We start from the raw sequence: 17,020 nt of genomic DNA on the forward strand, positions 1-17,020 counted from the left end.
GCTTCGTTGGGGCGACGGTTCCCGTTCGGAGAAGGCAATTTCCACAGCGCGGGACACCTCCGCGTGAACCAGTCCTCCCGCGCAGCCCTCAGTCGCGCGCGCCCGCGATCATCTTGGCAGCGATATGGCGAACGGCGTCGTCGTCCTTTTCGGCGCCGTGGGTCGGATCGCCCAGCTTGTCGAGGCTGGCTTCGAGCGAGTCGAGCAGGCCGGGATGTTGCGCTTCGACATAGCGCATCGTCCAGAACAGCAGGTGTTCGACTGCGATCTCGCGGTGGCGGGTGTCGGTAAGTGCATCGGACATCGGGAAATTCCTTTCGGAACACCCAATGCCCCGATGCGGGGCGGCGTTCCGTTCAGAACACCGCCTTGACCAGTTGCGCGAACGCGTCGGCGCGGTGGCTGATCGAATGTTTATGGTCGGGATCGATCTCGCCATAGCTCTGATCCATGCCGTTCTGAACGAACATCGGATCATAGCCGAAGCCGTTCTCCCCACGCGGCGGCCAGACCAGTTGCCCGTCGACGCGCCCTTCGAACCATTCGACATGGCCGTCGGGCCACGCGAGCGCCAGCGCGCAGACGAAGTGTGCCGCGCGGCTGTGGTCGGGGCCGGTCGCCTGCATGCGCTCCTCGACCAGCTGCATCGCCGCGCCGAAATCCTTGGACGGTCCGGCCCAGCGCGCCGAGAAGATGCCCGGATCGCCGTTCAGCGCCTCGACGCACAGCCCGCTATCGTCGGCGAGCGCGGGCAGGCCCGACAGGTCGGCGGCCTGCAACGCCTTCAGCTCGGCATTGGCGACGAAGGTCGTGCCGGTTTCTTCCGGCTCGGGCAGGTCGAGTTCGCCGGCCGAGATCGGCGTGACGCCATACGGCCCGAGCAGCGCCGCTATCTCGCGAATCTTGCCGGGATTGTGGCTGGCGATGACCAGCTTGCCGGGGGCGAGCTTGCGGATCGCCTGCGGTTCCTTGCCCTCGCCGCTCATCGTCCGGTCGCCCGCAGCTGTTCGGCGAAGATGCGGCCGCAGCCGATGCGGGCGAGGCGCAGCAGGCGCAGCAACGCCTCTTCGTCATAGCACGCACCCTCGGCAGTGGCCTGTACCTCGGCAATGTTGTTGTCGCTGGTCAGCACGAAGTTGGCGTCGGCATCGGCGGCCGAATCCTCGATATAGTCGAGGTCGAGCACCGGCGTACCCTGATAGATGCCGCAGCTGACCGCCGCGACCTGCCGGCTGATCGGATCGACCTCCAGCTTGCCTTCGCGCAGCAGTCCGTCGACCGCGAGGCGCAGCGCGACCCATGCGCCGGAGATCGACGCGGTGCGGGTGCCACCATCGGCCTGGATCACGTCGCAATCGAGCGTGATCTGCCGTTCGCCCAGCGCCTTCAGGTCGACCACTGCCCGAAGGGAACGCCCGATCAGCCGCTGGATTTCCTGCGTCCGTCCCGACTGCTTGCCCTTCGCCGCCTCGCGGCTGCCACGGGTGTGCGTCGCGCGCGGCAGCATGCCATATTCGGCCGTCACCCAGCCTTCGCCCTTGCCGCGCAGCCATGGCGGCAGGCGCTCCTCGAGCGAGGCGGTGACCAGCACCTTCGTATCGCCGAATCCGATCAGGCACGATCCTTCCGCATGGCGGGTGAAGTTCGTTTCGATCGTGATGGCACGCATGTCGTCGGGGGCGCGGCCGGATGGGCGCATGGGAATCTCCTGAAATTTCCCCTAGCCCTAGCGGTCCGTTCATCGCCGCGCCAGTCGTGGCACGGTACTCCGCAAGGAACGGGGCCGTAACGACGAACGCGAACAGGGAGCGACCTATGAAGATCATCGCTATGGGAATGTTGACGATGCTGGGCGCCATGACCGGCGGCTGCGTGATGGCGGTCGGCAACACGACCACCGAAACCGCGCCGGTCGCGATCGAGCGGGAGACGATCAGCTATGAGACGTCGCCGTGCTTCGGGACCTGTCCGGTGTACCGGGTGACGGTGCAGCCCGACGGGTCGGGGGTGTTCGAGGGCAAGCGCTTCACCAAGGTCAGCGGCATCCGCGCGTTCCGGGCATCGCCGGCGGAGTATCGCGCGTTCGCCGCGAAACTGGAGCGGTATCGGCCGCGGCAGGGGGAGCAACTGATCCAGCCCGGCCGTCCGGGATGCACCAACGCGCCGACCGACATGCCCTCGGTCGATATCCGCTGGAACGAGGCGTCGGGCGCGTCGCGGCATCTGTCCTTCTATTATGGTTGCGCGATGTCGAACCAAGCGATGAACGAGGCACTGCGGTCGGCGCCGAACGAGCTGCCGATCAAGGCGTTGATCGAGGCGCCCTAAAATCCTCCCCGTGCCGGGGAGGATTTGCTTTTCCGTGAGCGGCAACGCCCCTACATTCCTGCCATGACCGCACCGATCCACGAACTGACCGACCGCGCGCGCGACGTGTTCCGGATCGTGGTCGACAGCTACCTCGCCACCGGCACGCCGGTCGGGTCGCGGACCATCGCGCAACTGTCCGGCCTCAACCTCTCGCCCGCCTCGATTCGCGGCGTCATGCAGGACCTCGAGGAAGCCGGGCTGCTCGCCGCGCCGCATGTCAGCGCCGGGCGGATGCCGACCGAAACCGGCCTGCGCCTGTTCGTCGACGGCATGATGCACGCGATGGAGCCATCGGCACAGGAACGCGCGACCATCGCCGCACAGGCCGATAGCGCCGGCCCGGTCGAGGAAGCGCTGGCCGGCACCGCCGCCGCACTGTCCGGCCTGTCGGCGAGCGCCGGCGTGGTGCTGGTCCCCAAGCGCGAACCGGTGTTGCGGCAGGTGTCGTTCGTGCCGCTGTCGGGCACCCGCGCGCTCGCCGTGCTGGTCGGGGCCGACGGATCGATCGAGAACCGCGTGCTGGAAACCCCCGGCGCCAGTGCCGTGGCGCTGGTCGAGGCGGGCAATTACCTCACCGCACGCCTGTCGGGCCTGACGCTCAGCGAAGCCCGCGCCCGCATCCTGCGCGAGATCGGGCAGGAGCGCGCCGAGCTCGACGTCGCCGCGCGGGCGCTGGTCGAAAATGGCCTTGCGGTGTGGAGCGAGGATGGCGGTCACCGCCCGGTGCTGATCGTGCGGGGGCAGGCGCGGCTGCTCGACGAGGCCGCCAGCCACGATCTCGACCGCGTGCGACAACTCCTCGACGAGCTGGAGGGCAAGGAGGAAATCGCCCGGCTGCTCGAATCGGCGCAGGACGGCGATGCCGCGCGCATCTTCATTGGCTCCGAAAACAAATTGTTCGCATTGACCGGATCGTCGGTCATCGCCAAGCCGGTCCGCGCGCTGGACGGGCGCGTCGTCGGCGTCGTCGGCGTGATCGGGCCTGTCCGGTTGAACTATGCGCGCGTCGTGCCCATGGTGGATTTCACCGCCGCAACGCTGGCCCGATTGCTGGGCTGATGAAGAAGAGACTGGAATGAACGACATCCCCGCCAACGACGATACGAACGACCTGCGCGAAGCCACCGCAGAGGCCGCCCCCGAAGTCGCCGAAGCGGACCGCAGCGCCGAGCTGGAGGCGAAGCTCGCCGACGCGCAGGCCGAGGTGCTGTACGCGCGTGCCGACTTGCAGAATGTCCGCCGCCGTGCGGAGAAGGAAGTGGCCGACGCCCGCGCCTATGCCGCGACCGCGTTTTCGCGTGACATCCTGTCGGTCGCCGACAATCTGTCGCGCGCGCTGTCGGCGATCCCCGACGACCTGCGCGGCGACGAGCGGCTGAAGGGCCTGATCACCGGTCTCGAGGCGACCGGCCGCGAGCTCGACAGCGTGTTCGCCCGCCACGGCATCACCAAGATGGTGTCGGTCGGCGAAGCGCTCGACCCCAACAAGCACCAGGCGATGTTCGAAGTGCCCTCGGCCGATGCGAAGCCGGGGACGGTCGTGCAGGAAATCCAGACCGGCTACATGATCCGCGACCGGCTGCTCCGCCCGGCACTGGTCGGCGTGGCCAAGGCGCCGGAGGGCGGCGCCTGAACGACGCGGTCCAGCCCGACCTCGCCACGCCGCCGCGGTTCGAACGCATAGTCGATCCGCAGGCGATCGTCGATCCGGCGGCGCTGGCGCAGTCGCTGGGGCACCTCCCTGCCGATGCACAGGACGGCGTGGCGCTGCGCCGCGCCGCGACCGCCGTGCTGCGCGACGCACTGGCCCGCGGGCGCGGCGAGATCGAGCGGCGGCTGCGCGCACGTCCCAGCCACGGGCTGGAGACGGCGGCGGCCTATGCCTATCTGACCGACGCGATCCTCGTCGCGCTGGCCGGGTTCATCGTCGAGCGCGTCCATCCGAACCACAACCCGACCGCGGCCGAGCGCATGACGCTGATCGCGGTCGGCGGCTATGGCCGGGGCGAAATGGCGCCGCATTCGGACGTCGATATTGGCGTGCTGACCCCGTGGAAGCAGACGCCATGGTCCGAACAGGTCATCGAATCCACGCTCTACGCGCTATGGGATCTAGGGCTGAAGGTCGGCCATTCGTCACGCTCGCTCGACGAGATGGTGCGACAGGCGAAGGGCGACGTGACCGTGCGCACTGCGCTGGTCGAGGCGCGCTATGTCTGGGGCGACACCGCGCTCTATGCGGAGGCGGCGCAGCGCTTCAAGGCAGAGGTGCAGGAAGGGACCGCACGGACCTTCATCGCCGAAAAGCTCGCCGAACGCGATGCGCGGCACAAGCGGATGGGCGACACCCGCTATGTCGTCGAACCCAATGTGAAGGAGGGGAAGGGCGGCCTGCGCGACCTGCATGCGCTCTTCTGGATCGGAAAATACGCCTATAACGTTCGCCGCGCCGCCGATCTGGTGCCGGTGGGTCTGCTCAGCGCGCCCGAACTGCGCAAGTTCAACCGTGCCGAGGATTTCTTGTGGGCGGTGCGTTGTCACCTCCACCTGATTACCGGGCGCGCCGAGGAACGGCTGACCTTCGACGTGCAGACCGAGATCGCGACGCGGATGCGCTATAGCGATCGCGTCGGCAAATCGCGGGTCGAACGCTTCATGCAATTCTACTTTTTGCAGGCGAAGCGGGTCGGCGACCTGACCGGCATGTTCCTCAGCCACCTCGACGAAACCTATGCCGCGCGGGGCAGCCGCTTCGGCTTTCCCCGCCTCAGGCGACGTCCGCGGCGGTTGCATGGCTTCGTGCTCGATCGCGGGCGCCTCGCGCTGCCCAAGGACAGTTTCTTCGCCGAAGATCCGGTCCGGCTGATCGAGATTTTCGCGCTGGCCGATCTGCACGGGCTCGAAATCCATCCGCTGGCGATGCGTGCCGCGTCGCGCGATGCGCGGCTGGCCGGGCAGGTGCGATCGCACCCGCGCGCGAACCAGCTGTTCCTCGACGTGCTGACGTCCCCGCGCGATCCCGAACTGGTGCTGCGCTGGATGAACGAAGCCGGCGTGTTCGGCCGCTTCATTCCCGATTTCGGCCGCATCGTCGCGCAGATGCAGTTCGACATGTACCACCATTACACGGTGGACGAGCATACGATCCGCATGATCGGGCTGTTGTCGCAGGTCGAGCGCGGCATCTGTCGCGAAGAGCATCCGCTGGCCACCGCGCTGTTCGGCGGCATCGTCCAGCGCCGCGCACTGTTCGTCGCGGTGCTGTGCCACGACATCGCCAAGGGACGCGGCGGCGACCATTCGATCCTGGGGGCGGAGGTCGCCGAGCGGCTGTGCCCGCGCCTGGGCCTGACCCCGGCCGAAACCGAGACGGTGGCGTGGCTGGTGCGCTATCACCTGCTGATGTCAGCGACCGCGTTCAAGCGCGACCTGTCGGACTTCAAGACGATCCTCGATTTTACCGGCGTGGTGCAGTCGCCGCAGCGGCTGCGCATGTTGCTGGTGCTGACCGTCGTCGATATCCGCGCGGTGGGGCCGGGGACGTGGAACGGGTGGAAGCGCCAGCTGCTCACCACGCTGTTCGAAACGGCGGAAGAGGTGCTGCGCCTTGGCCACAAGCAGCGCGGCCGCGACGAACGCATCGCCGAGAAGCAGGAGACGCTGCGCGCGGCGCTGGGCTGGGACCAGGAGACGCTGGCCGCCTATGTCCGCCACCTGCCGCCCGCCTATTGGATCGCCGAACCCGACGACGTGATCGCCGCCAATGCGCGCGTCGTAGACCAGTCGGGCGACACCCGCCTGACGATCGAAACCAGCGTCGACGAGGATCGCGGCGCGACGCTTGTCACGGTTCACGCCGCCGATCATCCTGGGCTGTTCTACCGGATTGCTGGCGCGATCCATGCCGCGGGTGGCAACATCATCGACGCGCGCATTCACACCACGCGCACCGGCATGGCGCTCGATAATTTCCTCGTCCAGAACCCGCTGGGCGGCCCATTCGACGAAGCCGGGCAGTTGCAGCGATTGAAGACCGCGATCGGCGACGCGCTGGCCAACCGGATGAAACTGAACGACCGGCTGGCTGCCAAGCCGCTGTCGCGCCCGCGTGCCGAGGCGTTTCCGATCGAGCCGAACGTGCTGATCGACAATGCCGCATCGAACCGCTTCACCGTGATCGAGGTCAACGCCCGCGACCGGCCCGCGCTGCTCCACCATCTGGCGCAGGCACTGTTCCAGTCGAAGGTGACGCTGCATTCGGCGCATGTCGCCACCTACGGCGAGCGCGCGGTCGACACCTTCTACGTCACCGACCTGACCGGCGACCGCATCACCGGGCAGTTGCGGCTGAAATCGCTCGAACGGCGAATGCTGGATGCAGCGGCGGGCAAGGAATTTGCCGGGTTCGTTTAATTCCTCGTCGATCAGTGGGAATTGAACTAGCGTCCGGCCATGGGTCTGCTGATCTTGCTGCCTTGTGTAGCCCTCGTCGTGATGGCGGTCGCCGCCATCACCGCTTCCACCAACCGCCGGGCTCGTCGGCGCGCCAGCAGCGGCGATGCCAGCTATTTCGGCGATGGAGGAGGGTGGTTCGACTTCTCTTCCAGCGACGGATCGTCGGACTGCGGCAGCAGCGATGGCGGCTGCGGCGGCGATGGTGGCGGGGGCGGCGACTGAACCGCCCCCGGCGCGCCTATTGTTTGCGCGCTACGAAACGGGTGGTCGTATTCAGTTTCAGGTTGGTCGAGACGACATTCATGGTCCGGCCATCCGGCGCGATCGTCACGAGCATGCGGTTGTCCGCCTTTCCACCGATCGCACCTTCCAACTGCAACGCACGGGCACCCAGACGCGTGGCCTTCATCGTCCGTCCGGCGATGTCGCCTTCTACCGGGACGGCCGGACCACCCAGCGTCGCAGTGTAATGCTGGCCGGTGCCATCGGCGAGCGAAAAGCGATCGCCCGCCAGCTTCATCGTCACCGTCATCGTATTGTCCGACCCCTTGTCGAAGGACGTCGTCTGCCAGCTGCCCCCCAGCGGATGCACCGATCCGGCAGGGGCGGCGCCGATCCGCCGCGCGGTGCTGCGATAGATGGCGGGTTGCCCGCTCGCCGTCGCGTGATCGGTATCCATCGACGTCAGCGTTCGTCCATCGGCGGAAATGCTGATCCGGTCGGTTTCGACCAGCCGGCCGGCCTTGCGATAGTGGATTTCGACGGTGCGCGGATCGATTCGCTTTACCGCTGCCGCATCGAAATAATCCTGACCGCTGACGGCGTGGAAGGCGCCGTCAGCCGCGACGCCCCACGGCGTGCTGCAACTGGTGCAGCGATAGCCGTCACCCGTCATGCTCACGACCCACGGACGATCGGGGATCTTCACCGCGCCCAGATCGATCCGCCATTGTCCGTCGAACGCGCTTTGCGCGGATGCCGTTGCCGATATCATGGTGGCCGCCAACGCGACCATCCAGCCAAACTGCCTCATGCAATCCTCCTAGATTGCGGCACACGCTTGTACTGGCGAGTCGCGTTGCCGCCCCCTCACGCATCGCGCATCCGGTATACGCCCGGCCGCGCGGCCGGGCAATATCCGGTCAGGCGACTTGTCGGACGTCTCCACCGCAGGACAATTCCGCGCGGATCGCGGCGACTTCCTCCAGTAGCCGGTTGATCTGCGCTTCGGCGCGCAGGTTGGTTTCGTAGTCCATCCGCGCCTCCAGCCGGTCCTTCGCCGCCTGCCGGTTCTGGCTCATCATGATGATCGGCGCCTGCAGCGCGGCGAGCATCGACAGCATCAGGTTGAGGAAGATGAAGGGGAACGGGTCGAACGCCCGCGACCCCAAGATGATGGTGTTGAGGATCGACCAGCCGACCAGAAACAGGCAGAAGGTGGTGATGAAGCCCCACGAACCGCCGATCGCGGCAACGCGGTCGGCCAGGCGTTCGCCCAGCGTCATCGTGTCGTCGAACGCGGCATGGGGGTCGCGTGCCGGGAGGGCGCGACGGAAGGGTTCGGTGAGGAACCGGATGGTGGTGTTCATGCTATGCACCTCGCGCGATGCGACCGGCCGCGCCGGCCGATCCCCCGCGAGGCGCCCGAACGATCAGGCGATACGCGGTGACGGCCGGTGCGGCACGGTCGATCGACTGGAATCGTTGTCGGACATGGACCCTGTCTCGGGACGTTGGCGGAAATGGGCGGCCGAAACCGCCCGACGGCGCGGATGCGCCCGTCGGGCGAGTCGGTCAAGGGTACGAAACATGAAAACGCCGTCATGTTCGTGGGCGAACATGACGGCGTTTCGATCGGAGCGGGCAGTGCTGCGCCCTTCTTCGTCATTCCCGCGAAGGCGGGAGTCCATAAACGCTGTCGTCGCGGATCGCGCCGAACCGCTGGCGTATATGGATTCCCGCCTTTGCGGGAATGACGAGTAGGGGCGAGGTGCCCCGCCGTTACTTCGGCGACAGCACCATCAGCATCTGGCGGCCTTCCATGCGCGGATAGGCTTCGACCTTGGCGATTTCCTGCGTCGCTTCGGCGACGCGCTGCAACACCGCCATGCCGAGCTGCCCGTGGCTCAGTTCGCGACCGCGGAAGCGCATCGTGACCTTCACCTTGTCGCCCTCGGTTATGAACTGCTCGACCTTCTTCATCTTCGTATCATAGTCATGATCGTCGATGTTCGGACGCATCTTGATCTCCTTGATCTCCTGCGTCTTCTGGGTCTTGCGGGCGAGGTTCGCCTTCTTCTGCGCCTCGTACTTGAACTTGCCCACGTCGAGGAACTTGGCGACGGGCGGATCGGCGTTCGGCGATACCTCGACCAGATCGAGTCCGACCTCCTGCGCCTGCGCCATCGCTTCGCGCGTGAACATCACACCCAGATTCTCCCCCTCATGGTCGATCACGCGGACCTTGGGGCTCTGGATGAACTCGTTGAATCGGGGGCCGTTCATCGGCGGCGGCGCATTCGGGCGACGCATCATGGGCGGACGGATAGGTGGTGCTCCTGTAGTTGACCAAAGTCCTATATAATCAATCTTGCGCGGTTACGAAAGGTTCCGCGCAAGATCGGGCGCCAATGCTTCTGCCTTGAGCATCGCGACGAGCGCGTCGAGGCCGATGACCTCCTGCCCCTGGCTGCCGAGACGACGCAGCGCGACGGTGCGTTCCTCCGCTTCGCGCTTGCCGACGACGACCAGCGCCGGGACCTTGGCCAGCGAATGTTCGCGCACCTTGTAGTTGATCTTTTCGTTGCGCAGGTCGGTTTCGACGCGGATGCCAGCGGCCTTCAGCGCGGCGGCGACTTCGTTGGCATAGTCGTCGGCGTCGGACACGATCGTCGCGACCACCGCCTGCACCGGCGACAGCCACATCGGCATGCGGCCGGCATGATGTTCGATCAGGATGCCGAGGAAGCGTTCGAACGTGCCGAGGATCGCGCGGTGCAGCATCACCGGCCGGTGGCGGTTGCCGTCCTCGCCGACATAGGTCGCATCGAGTCGTTCGGGCAGCACCCGATCCGACTGGATCGTGCCGACCTGCCACGTCCGTCCGATCGCGTCGGTCAGGTGGAATTCCAGCTTGGGCGCATAAAAGGCGCCTTCGCCCGGCAGTTCCTCGAACTTGTCCTTGATCGCGTCGGGCAGGTTCGACGACAGCACCGCCTCGCGCAGTTCCGCCTCGGCCGTGTCCCACATCGCGTCGCTGCCGAAGCGCTTCTCGGGCCGGAGCGCCAGCTTCACCGCGTAATCAGTGAAGCCGAGGTCGTGATAGACCGAGTCGAGCAGCTCGCAGAAGTCGCGGACTTCCTGCACCAACTGGTCCTCGCGGCAGAAGATGTGCGCGTCGTCCTGCGTGAACTGGCGCACGCGCATGATGCCGTGCAGCGCCCCATGCGGCTCGTTGCGGTGGCAGCAGCCGAACTCGGCCATGCGGATCGGCAGGTCGCGGTAGGACTTGATCCCCTGGCGAAAGATCAGGACGTGGGCCGGGCAGTTCATCGGCTTCAACGCCATCATGTCGGCATCGGCGCTGACGATCGCGCCCTCGTCCTCGGTGTTCGGGATTTCGTCGGGCACCACGAACATATTCTCGCGATACTTGCCCCAATGGCCCGACTGTTCCCATTGCCGCGCGTCCATCAGCTGCGGCGTCTTCACTTCCTGATAGTCGGTCGCGTCGAGGCGGCGGCGCATATACGCCTCCAGCTGACGCCACATCATATAGCCCTTCGGATGCCAGAAGACCGACCCTTGCGCCTCGGACTGGAGGTGGAACAGGTCCATTTCCGCACCCAGCTTGCGGTGGTCGCGCTTGGCGGCTTCCTCCAGCCGGGTCAGATGCGCGTCGAGCTGCTTCTTCGACAGCCAGCCGGTGCCGTAGATGCGGCTGAGCATCGCGTTCTTCTGGTCGCCGCGCCAATAGGCGCCCGACACGCGCGTCAGCTTGAACGCGGCCGGATCGAGCTTGGCGGTCGATTCAAGGTGCGGCCCGCGGCACATGTCGAGCCACTGGCCCTGACGATAGATCGTCAGTTCCTCGCCCTCGGGCAGTTCGGCGGCCCATTCGGCCTTGAACGTCTCACCCTGTGCGGTCCAACGGTCGATCAGCTGCTGGCGCGTGACGACCTCGCGCTCGAACTTCTCGCCCTTCGCGATGATCTTGCGCATTTCCGCCTCGATCAGCGGCAGGTCCTCGTCGGTGAACATGCCGCGACCCGGCGCAGGTGCGAAGTCGTAATAGAAACCGTCCTCGGTCGCCGGACCGAAGGTAATCTGCGTGCCCGGATACAGCGTCTGCACCGCTTCGGCCATGACGTGCGCGAAGTCGTGGCGGTGAAGTTCCAACGCGTCGGCCTCGTCCTTCGCGGTCACCAGCGCCAGCGACGAGTCGCCCTCGAACGGGCGGTTCAGGTCGCGCACCTGCCCGTCGACCCGCGCCGCGATCGCCGCCTTGCGCAGACCCGGCGAGATCGCCGCGGCGATGTCCGCCGGGGTAGTGCCCGGCATCACCTCACGGACGGCACCGTCGGGAAGGGTGATGCGGAACATTGCGGACATGAAGGAACACCTGGAATGTCGGAGGATAAACGCTTGCCGGTTAGCGGCTGGGCGCTGGCAGGGCAAGCCGAGTACGCCGCGCGGCGGGGGCTGCCGGCTCCCCGCAAGCGGTATCGTGTGACCACGACCCTACGGCAGGCAGTTTCACCGTGTAACGCGCGACGCTGTTGCCGAATAGAGCGCGACGCTTGGCAGCTCAACCCGCTACTCCACCGCCGCCCCGGCATCGGTATAGGTGATCCGTATCCGCACCCAGCTGCCGATCAGCGGCCGGCCGCCGACGCGCGGCGGCAGGATGCGGAACTGCCACGCCGCCTGCCGTACCGCGCCGGCCAGCCCCGATCCGCGTGCCGACTGGCCGATCTCGCGGCAGTCGGTCACCTGGTTGTTCGGAATGGTGCGGCATGCGACCTCGCCCCAGCCGGGCTGGGCACGGCGGGGCAGATAGGTCGACAGCTCGGCATGGGTCGGGCGGCGATACCAGTCGGCGGCGTACAGCGTCTCGCCCCCGCCGCTGCCGCCCCCGGCATCGGCCACCGCATCGCCGTCACCGCTATCGCCCGCCGCGCTGCCGCTGCCGACGCCCTCGGCACTGCGCGTGCCGGGGGTGATCGCCGCGCGGGCGAAGTCGCGCCCGGTCATCGGAATGACCCGCGACCACACGTCGTTCGATTGCGTGGGCGGTACCGGCGGGGGCGGGGGCACGTCGGGCGGCGGCGCGACCGGGGTAACTGGCGCGGCGGTGCTGGCGCTGCCCGACGCGGCCTTGCGCTGCACCTGCTTGGCCGGCGCGGCGGCGGGCGCGACCTTGTCGGCGGGGAGCATGTCGACGACCAACGTCGATTGCGGCCCCGGCGACGGCGCCATGATCGTGGGCGCGATCCGCAGCAGCAGCCACAGCACCAGCGCATGGATCGCCACCACCAGCACCAGCGTCGCCATCCGCCGCGGCAGGGGGACGGGACGACGCGCCGAAAACCGTTCCTGAATCACCTGCGTCGCCACGGCGTAGCCCGTAGCGCAGCTTGGCCGGCAGGGCGATGGGAAAGACGAGGGTGGCTGCCGCGGGAAATCGGCAGGGTCGTTCGTGCCCCTCCTATCGCACCGGATCGCGGCGGGGTATCCTTGATGTCCGGAGGAAACGTGTCATGCCCGATAGCTTGCCGATGGTTCTGTACTATTCTGCCGCCGCGCTGATCTGGGCGCTGTCGATGCCTCCCATCGCCAGATGGGTTCGGTCGCAGGTCGACGGGGTCAGCGACGTCGCACCCGGCGGTCGCTCGCGCTGAAATCGCCGCGTCGAAGGCTGGGTGGGAAGGACAGAACGGCCATGTTCATGACGCAGACGATGCGCTGGTTCGGGCCGCGCGACCCGGTGCGCCTGCGCGATATCCGACAGGCGGGCGCGACCGGGATCGTCACCGCGCTGCACGACCTGCCCAACGGGGCGGTCTGGGACCATGCCGCCATCGCCCGGCACAAGGCGATGATCGTCGAGGCCGGGCTCGACTGGCGCGTGGTCGAAAGCCTGCCGGTGGACGAGGGGATCAAGACCCGGTCGGCCGACTGGGACCGGTTGATCGACCATTACCGGCAAAGCCTGACGAATCTCGCCGCCAACGGCATCGACGTCGTCACCTATAATTTCATGCCGCTGCTCGACTGGACGCGCACCGACCTTCACTGGGAACTGCCCGACGGCGCACAGGCGTTGCGGTTCGAGGCGGTTGCGGTCGCGACCTATGACCTGTTCATCCTGAAGCGCCCCGGCGCGGCGGACGCCTATGCCGCGCCGGTGCGCGCGGCCGCCGAAGCGCGCTATGCCGCGATGGACGACGCGGCCCGCGCCGGACTGGAACGCACGATCATCGCCGGCCTGCCGGGCAGCGAGGCGGGGTTCACCTCGGCGCAATTCCTGGCAAGGATCGACACCTATGCCGGCATCGACGCCGCGCGGCTGCGCGACAACCATGTCGCATTCCTGCAGGCGGTCTGTCCGCTCGCCGACGCACTGGGCATCCGGCTGGTGGTGCACCCCGACGATCCGCCCTTCGCGATCTTCGGCCTGCCGCGCGTCGTCAGTACCGAGGCGGACGTCGCCGACCTGTTCGCGCGGGTGCCCAACGCGTCGAACGGCCTGTGCATGTGCACCGGATCGTTCGGCGTGCGCGCCGACAACGACCTGCCCGGCATGGTCGACCGGCTGGGCAGCCGGATCGGCTTCCTCCACCTGCGCTCCGTCCAGCGCGAGGCGGACGGCGCGTTCCACGAGGCGGAGCATCTGGGCGGCGATGCCGGCATGGCGGCGGTGATGGCGGCGGTCCATCGCCTGTCGGTGCGCGAAGGCCGCAGCATCCCGATGCGCCCCGATCACGGCCACCGCATGCTTGACGATCTGCACCGCGACGCCAATCCGGGCTATTCGCTGCTCGGGCGGATGCGCGGCTTGGCCGAACTGCGCGGGCTGGAACACGGGATCGCGCACATGGCGACACTGGCGTGAGGGCTGTCGGGAGCGTCGCGGACGCGCAACCTGTCGGCTATGCCGGATCGGCTGCTGGAGCGGGTGAAGGGAATCGAACCCTCGTCGTAAGCTTGGGAAGCTTCTGCTCTACCATTGAGCTACACCCGCGGTGGCGGTGCTGATATCGGACTGGCCGGATGTGTGCAAGCGGGCAACTTACCTGATGCGCTTGCTGTGCTATCGAGCAAGCATGGACCTGCACGCCCCGCCCACCACCCCCGCCACCCTCCGCCACGTCGCGATCGTCGGGGCGGGGTTTTCCGGCACGTTGCTGGCAATCAACCTGTTGCGTCATGACGGGCCGGCGGCGACGCTGATCGAGCGGGGCGATGCGGCGGGGCTGGGCGTCGCCTATGGCACGCGGCAGAGCGACCATCTGCTCAACGTCCGCGCCGCGAATATGAGCGCTTTTCCCGACGCACCCAGTCATTTCGTCGAGTGGCTGGCGGCGCAGGGCATGGCGGCGGACGGCGCGGCGTTCGTGCCGCGGCGGGTCTATGGCGAATATCTGCGTGACACGCTGGCGGCGGCGCGGGCGCTGGCGCCCGAACGGCTGAGCGTGGTCGCAGGGGAAGCGGTGGCGGTCGATGGCGCCTCGGTGCGGCTGGCCGATGGCGGAACGGTCGCGGCGGATGCGGTGGTGCTGGCGGTCGGCAACCTCGCGCCGCAGGTGCCGCCGGGGCTGGAGGCGATCGCGCACCACCACGCCTATGTCGGCAACCCGTGGGACCGCCAAGCGACGGAGGGCTTGCGCGACGACGACACCGTGCTGCTGGTCGGCACCGGGCTGACGATGGTCGACGTCGCGCTGACGCTGGAGGCGCAGGGGTTTGGCGGGCAGATGGTCGCGCTGTCGCGGCGCGGGCTGCTGCCGCATCGCCACGCCCCGGCCTCGCCCGCCGCGCAGCCGCTGACCGAGCGGCCGCGTCCGCCGCTTTCGACGCTGGTCCGGGAAGTGCGCGCGCGGGGGGCGGCGATCGGCTGGCGCAGCGCGATCGACGAACTGCGCCCCTTTACCCAAGGCATCTGGTCGGCGGCGGATGCGGACGAGCGGCGCCGCTTCCTGCGCCACTTGCGACCATGGTGGGATATCCATCGCCACCGGCTGGCGCCCGCCGTCGCCGACCGGATCGACGCGTTGGTGGCGAGTGGGCGGCTGACGCTGCTGGCGGGCAAGTGCTGCGCAGCGCAGGCGACCGGGGATGGCGCCGCGGTCGAGTGGCGTCCGCGGGGCGAGGACACGCGCCGGACGATGCACGTCGCCCGCGTGATTTCCTGCATCGGGCCGCAGGGCGATGTCGCGCGCACCGACGATCCGCTGCTCGGCACGCTGGTCGCCGCGGGCCGCATCCGCCCCGATGCCGAGCATTTGGGGATCGAGGTCGAGGCGACCGGCCGCGTGCTGACCGCCGGCGGCGACAGCGACGAGCGGCTGTTCGCGATCGGGCCGATGACGCGCGGCGCGTTCTGGGAAATCGTTGCGGTGCCCGACCTCCGCCGACAGGTGTGGGACGTCGCGCGCTACCTGTCCAATGCGCACTGGGTCGGCGGGGAGGGACTGTAGCGCCGCATTGGGGCGGTCCTAGAAATGCTTCGTTGTGGGGGGATCGTCCCGACACGAAGTAGCGTCCATGCAAAAAGCCAAACTCCTGCCGTCGTTCGGCATCCAGGTCGCGATCGGCATGGTCGCGGGCGTCGCGCTGGGCCTGTTGGCGGGTGAGGCGGGCGGTGCCGACGGCGCGATCGGAACCGTGCTGCACACCGTCGGGCAGATTTTCGTCCAGCTGCTCAAGGTGCTGGTGCCGGCACTGGTCTTCACCGCGATCGTCGGGTCGATCGCGGCGTTGCGCGACCTGCCCAACGCCGCGCGGCTGGTCGGGCAGACATTGCTGTGGTTCGCGATCACCGCGCTGATTGCGGTGTCGATCGGCATCGTGCTGGCCGTGACGCTGCAACCCGGTCTGCACAGCAACGCGCCGATCGCCACCGCCGCACAGCCGGCGACAGTCGGGACGTGGCTCGATTTCCTCAAAGGGCTGGTGCCCGCCAACCTGCTCGGCCTGTCCGCCACGACCAAATTGGCCGATGGTGGCGCCACCACCACGCTCGGCTTCAACGTGTTGCAGATCATCGTCGTCGCCATCGCGGTCGGCGCGGCGGCGGTGCGGGTGGGGGCGGCGGGTGCGCCGTTCCTTGCCTTCAACACCTCGGCGCTGATGATCCTGCGGCGGCTGCTGCGCTGGGTGATCGCGCTGACCCCGATCGGGTCGGCGGCGCTGATCGGCGATGCGATCGTCCGTTATGGCTGGAGCACGCTGTCGTCGCTCGGCGCGTTCGCGGCGACGATCTACCTCGGGCTCGCCCTGGTGCTGCTGGTCGTCTATCCGACGTTGCTGGCGGTGCATCGCATCTCGCCCTGGTGGTTCTTCCGCCGGGCATGGCCCGCGATCCAGCTGGGCTTCGTCACCCGCTCGTCGGTCGGCACGCTGCCGGTGACGCAGGAGCTGACCGAGCGCGCGCTGGGCGTGCCGCAGGCGTACACCGCCTTCGCCGTGCCGCTCGGCTCGACCACCAAGATGGACGGATGCGCTGCGATCTATCCGGCGGTGGCGGCGATCTTCGTCGCGCAGTTCTTCGGGCTGACGCTCCATGCCGGCGACTATGCGCTGATCGTGATGGTGTCGGTGCTGGGGTCGGCGGCGACCGCCGGGCTGACCGGCGCGACCGTCATGCTGACGCTGACGCTGACTACGCTCGGCCTGCCGCTCGAAGGGGCGGGGCTGTTGCTGGCGATCGATCCGATCCTCGACATGGGCCGCACCGCGGTGAACGTCGCGGGGCAGATGCTGGTGCCGACGATCGTCGCCAAGCGCGAGGGGTTGCTGCCGGTGGAGCAGGCGGGTGCGCCGGCGGGCGTGGCGCTGGGGTAGCCGTTCGCGTGGTGCCGGCCCGCTCCCCCGCTCCGCCATCCACCCGGTACACTTGCTGGGTGGCGGGGCGGGGGAGCGGGCCGCTGAAAGCCGGCGAAAGCGTGGAACACAGCGTGGGGGCGGTCGGACC

General features: G+C 67.9%; 17 protein-coding genes and 1 tRNA gene. 9 read left to right on the top strand and 9 right to left on the bottom strand.

Features of this window, described 5'->3' with window-relative positions:
* Window positions 1-88: 88 nt before the first annotated feature.
* From MF610_RS13235 to rph, 3 genes are read right to left on the bottom strand one after another with little or no spacing between them, the layout of a single operon-like run.
* Window positions 89-304: a hypothetical protein gene (locus tag MF610_RS13235; RefSeq protein ID WP_242197464.1), complete on the bottom strand. Its 216-nt coding sequence runs from the start codon at window positions 302-304 to the stop codon at window positions 89-91.
* 52 nt (window positions 305-356) lie between these two features.
* Complete coding sequence (gene rdgB / locus MF610_RS13240) at window positions 357-986, bottom strand: RdgB/HAM1 family non-canonical purine NTP pyrophosphatase (protein ID WP_242197467.1); 630 nt, start codon at window positions 984-986, stop codon at window positions 357-359.
* Window positions 983-1,699, bottom strand: coding sequence for a ribonuclease PH (gene rph / locus MF610_RS13245; protein WP_242197471.1), 717 nt, complete (start codon window positions 1,697-1,699; stop codon window positions 983-985). The genes rdgB and rph overlap by 4 nt, the downstream gene beginning before the upstream one ends.
* Window positions 1,700-1,815: 116 nt before the next feature.
* Here rph and MF610_RS13250 point away from each other — a divergent pair, with 116 nt between their 5' ends.
* The 5 genes from MF610_RS13250 to MF610_RS13270 all read left to right on the top strand — a co-directional run bounded on the left by MF610_RS13250 (window position 1,816) and on the right by MF610_RS13270 (window position 7,047).
* Entirely contained in the window at window positions 1,816-2,328 is a 513-nt protein-coding gene (locus MF610_RS13250) for a DUF6438 domain-containing protein (RefSeq protein WP_242197474.1), read from the top strand.
* 63 nt (window positions 2,329-2,391) lie between these two features.
* Window positions 2,392-3,429 (top strand): heat-inducible transcriptional repressor HrcA, encoded by a 1,038-nt coding sequence (gene hrcA / locus MF610_RS13255; protein WP_242197477.1) that lies wholly within the window; start codon window positions 2,392-2,394, stop codon window positions 3,427-3,429.
* A gap of 16 nt (window positions 3,430-3,445) precedes the next feature.
* Entirely contained in the window at window positions 3,446-4,003 is a 558-nt protein-coding gene (locus MF610_RS13260) for a nucleotide exchange factor GrpE (protein WP_242197480.1), read from the top strand.
* A gap of 65 nt (window positions 4,004-4,068) precedes the next feature.
* The gene (locus tag MF610_RS13265; RefSeq protein WP_380870617.1) at window positions 4,069-6,783 is read left to right on the top strand and encodes a [protein-PII] uridylyltransferase; all 2,715 of its coding nucleotides are present in this window, start codon (window positions 4,069-4,071) and stop codon (window positions 6,781-6,783) included.
* 39 nt (window positions 6,784-6,822) lie between these two features.
* Entirely contained in the window at window positions 6,823-7,047 is a 225-nt protein-coding gene (locus tag MF610_RS13270) for a hypothetical protein (protein WP_242197483.1), read from the top strand.
* A gap of 16 nt (window positions 7,048-7,063) precedes the next feature.
* On the opposite strand, the gene MF610_RS13275 is transcribed toward MF610_RS13270, so the two are convergent.
* The 5 genes from MF610_RS13275 to MF610_RS13295 all read right to left on the bottom strand — a co-directional run bounded on the left by MF610_RS13275 (window position 7,064) and on the right by MF610_RS13295 (window position 12,441).
* Window positions 7,064-7,858, bottom strand: a complete 795-nt coding sequence (locus MF610_RS13275; RefSeq protein WP_242197486.1) for a hypothetical protein — start codon at window positions 7,856-7,858, stop codon at window positions 7,064-7,066.
* Window positions 7,859-7,967: 109 nt separating this feature from the next.
* The gene (locus tag MF610_RS13280) at window positions 7,968-8,414 is read right to left on the bottom strand and encodes a DUF1003 domain-containing protein (RefSeq protein ID WP_242197489.1); all 447 of its coding nucleotides are present in this window, start codon (window positions 8,412-8,414) and stop codon (window positions 7,968-7,970) included.
* A gap of 412 nt (window positions 8,415-8,826) precedes the next feature.
* Window positions 8,827-9,360: a translation initiation factor IF-3 gene (gene infC / locus MF610_RS13285; protein WP_055758887.1), complete on the bottom strand. Its 534-nt coding sequence runs from the start codon at window positions 9,358-9,360 to the stop codon at window positions 8,827-8,829.
* Between the two features lie 63 nt (window positions 9,361-9,423).
* Window positions 9,424-11,436, bottom strand: a complete 2,013-nt coding sequence (gene thrS, locus MF610_RS13290; RefSeq protein ID WP_242197492.1) for a threonine--tRNA ligase — start codon at window positions 11,434-11,436, stop codon at window positions 9,424-9,426.
* Window positions 11,437-11,640: 204 nt separating this feature from the next.
* Window positions 11,641-12,441 carry a hypothetical protein gene (locus MF610_RS13295; protein WP_242197496.1) on the bottom strand — a complete coding sequence of 267 codons (801 nt, stop codon included), beginning with the start codon at window positions 12,439-12,441 and terminating at the stop codon, window positions 11,641-11,643.
* A 161-nt stretch (window positions 12,442-12,602) separates the two neighbouring features.
* Here MF610_RS13295 and MF610_RS19085 point away from each other — a divergent pair, with 161 nt between their 5' ends.
* Both MF610_RS19085 and uxuA read left to right on the top strand, forming a co-directional pair.
* Window positions 12,603-12,725 (top strand): hypothetical protein, encoded by a 123-nt coding sequence (locus MF610_RS19085; RefSeq protein ID WP_277924093.1) that lies wholly within the window; start codon window positions 12,603-12,605, stop codon window positions 12,723-12,725.
* A gap of 41 nt (window positions 12,726-12,766) precedes the next feature.
* Window positions 12,767-13,939: a mannonate dehydratase gene (gene uxuA / locus MF610_RS13300; protein WP_242197499.1), complete on the top strand. Its 1,173-nt coding sequence runs from the start codon at window positions 12,767-12,769 to the stop codon at window positions 13,937-13,939.
* Between the two features lie 55 nt (window positions 13,940-13,994).
* Here the strand turns inward: uxuA and MF610_RS13305 are convergent.
* A tRNA-Gly gene (locus MF610_RS13305) sits at window positions 13,995-14,068 on the bottom strand.
* 82 nt (window positions 14,069-14,150) lie between these two features.
* Here MF610_RS13305 and MF610_RS13310 point away from each other — a divergent pair.
* Both MF610_RS13310 and MF610_RS13315 read left to right on the top strand, forming a co-directional pair.
* Window positions 14,151-15,524 carry an FAD/NAD(P)-binding protein gene (locus MF610_RS13310; RefSeq protein WP_242197502.1) on the top strand — a complete coding sequence of 458 codons (1,374 nt, stop codon included), beginning with the start codon at window positions 14,151-14,153 and terminating at the stop codon, window positions 15,522-15,524.
* Between the two features lie 67 nt (window positions 15,525-15,591).
* Window positions 15,592-16,890, top strand: a complete 1,299-nt coding sequence (locus MF610_RS13315; RefSeq protein WP_242197505.1) for a dicarboxylate/amino acid:cation symporter — start codon at window positions 15,592-15,594, stop codon at window positions 16,888-16,890.
* Window positions 16,891-17,020: the final 130 nt, after the last annotated feature.

This window comes from Sphingomonas hankookensis (assembly GCF_022664465.1).
Taxonomy (GTDB): Bacteria; Pseudomonadota; Alphaproteobacteria; order Sphingomonadales; family Sphingomonadaceae; genus Sphingomonas; species Sphingomonas hankookensis.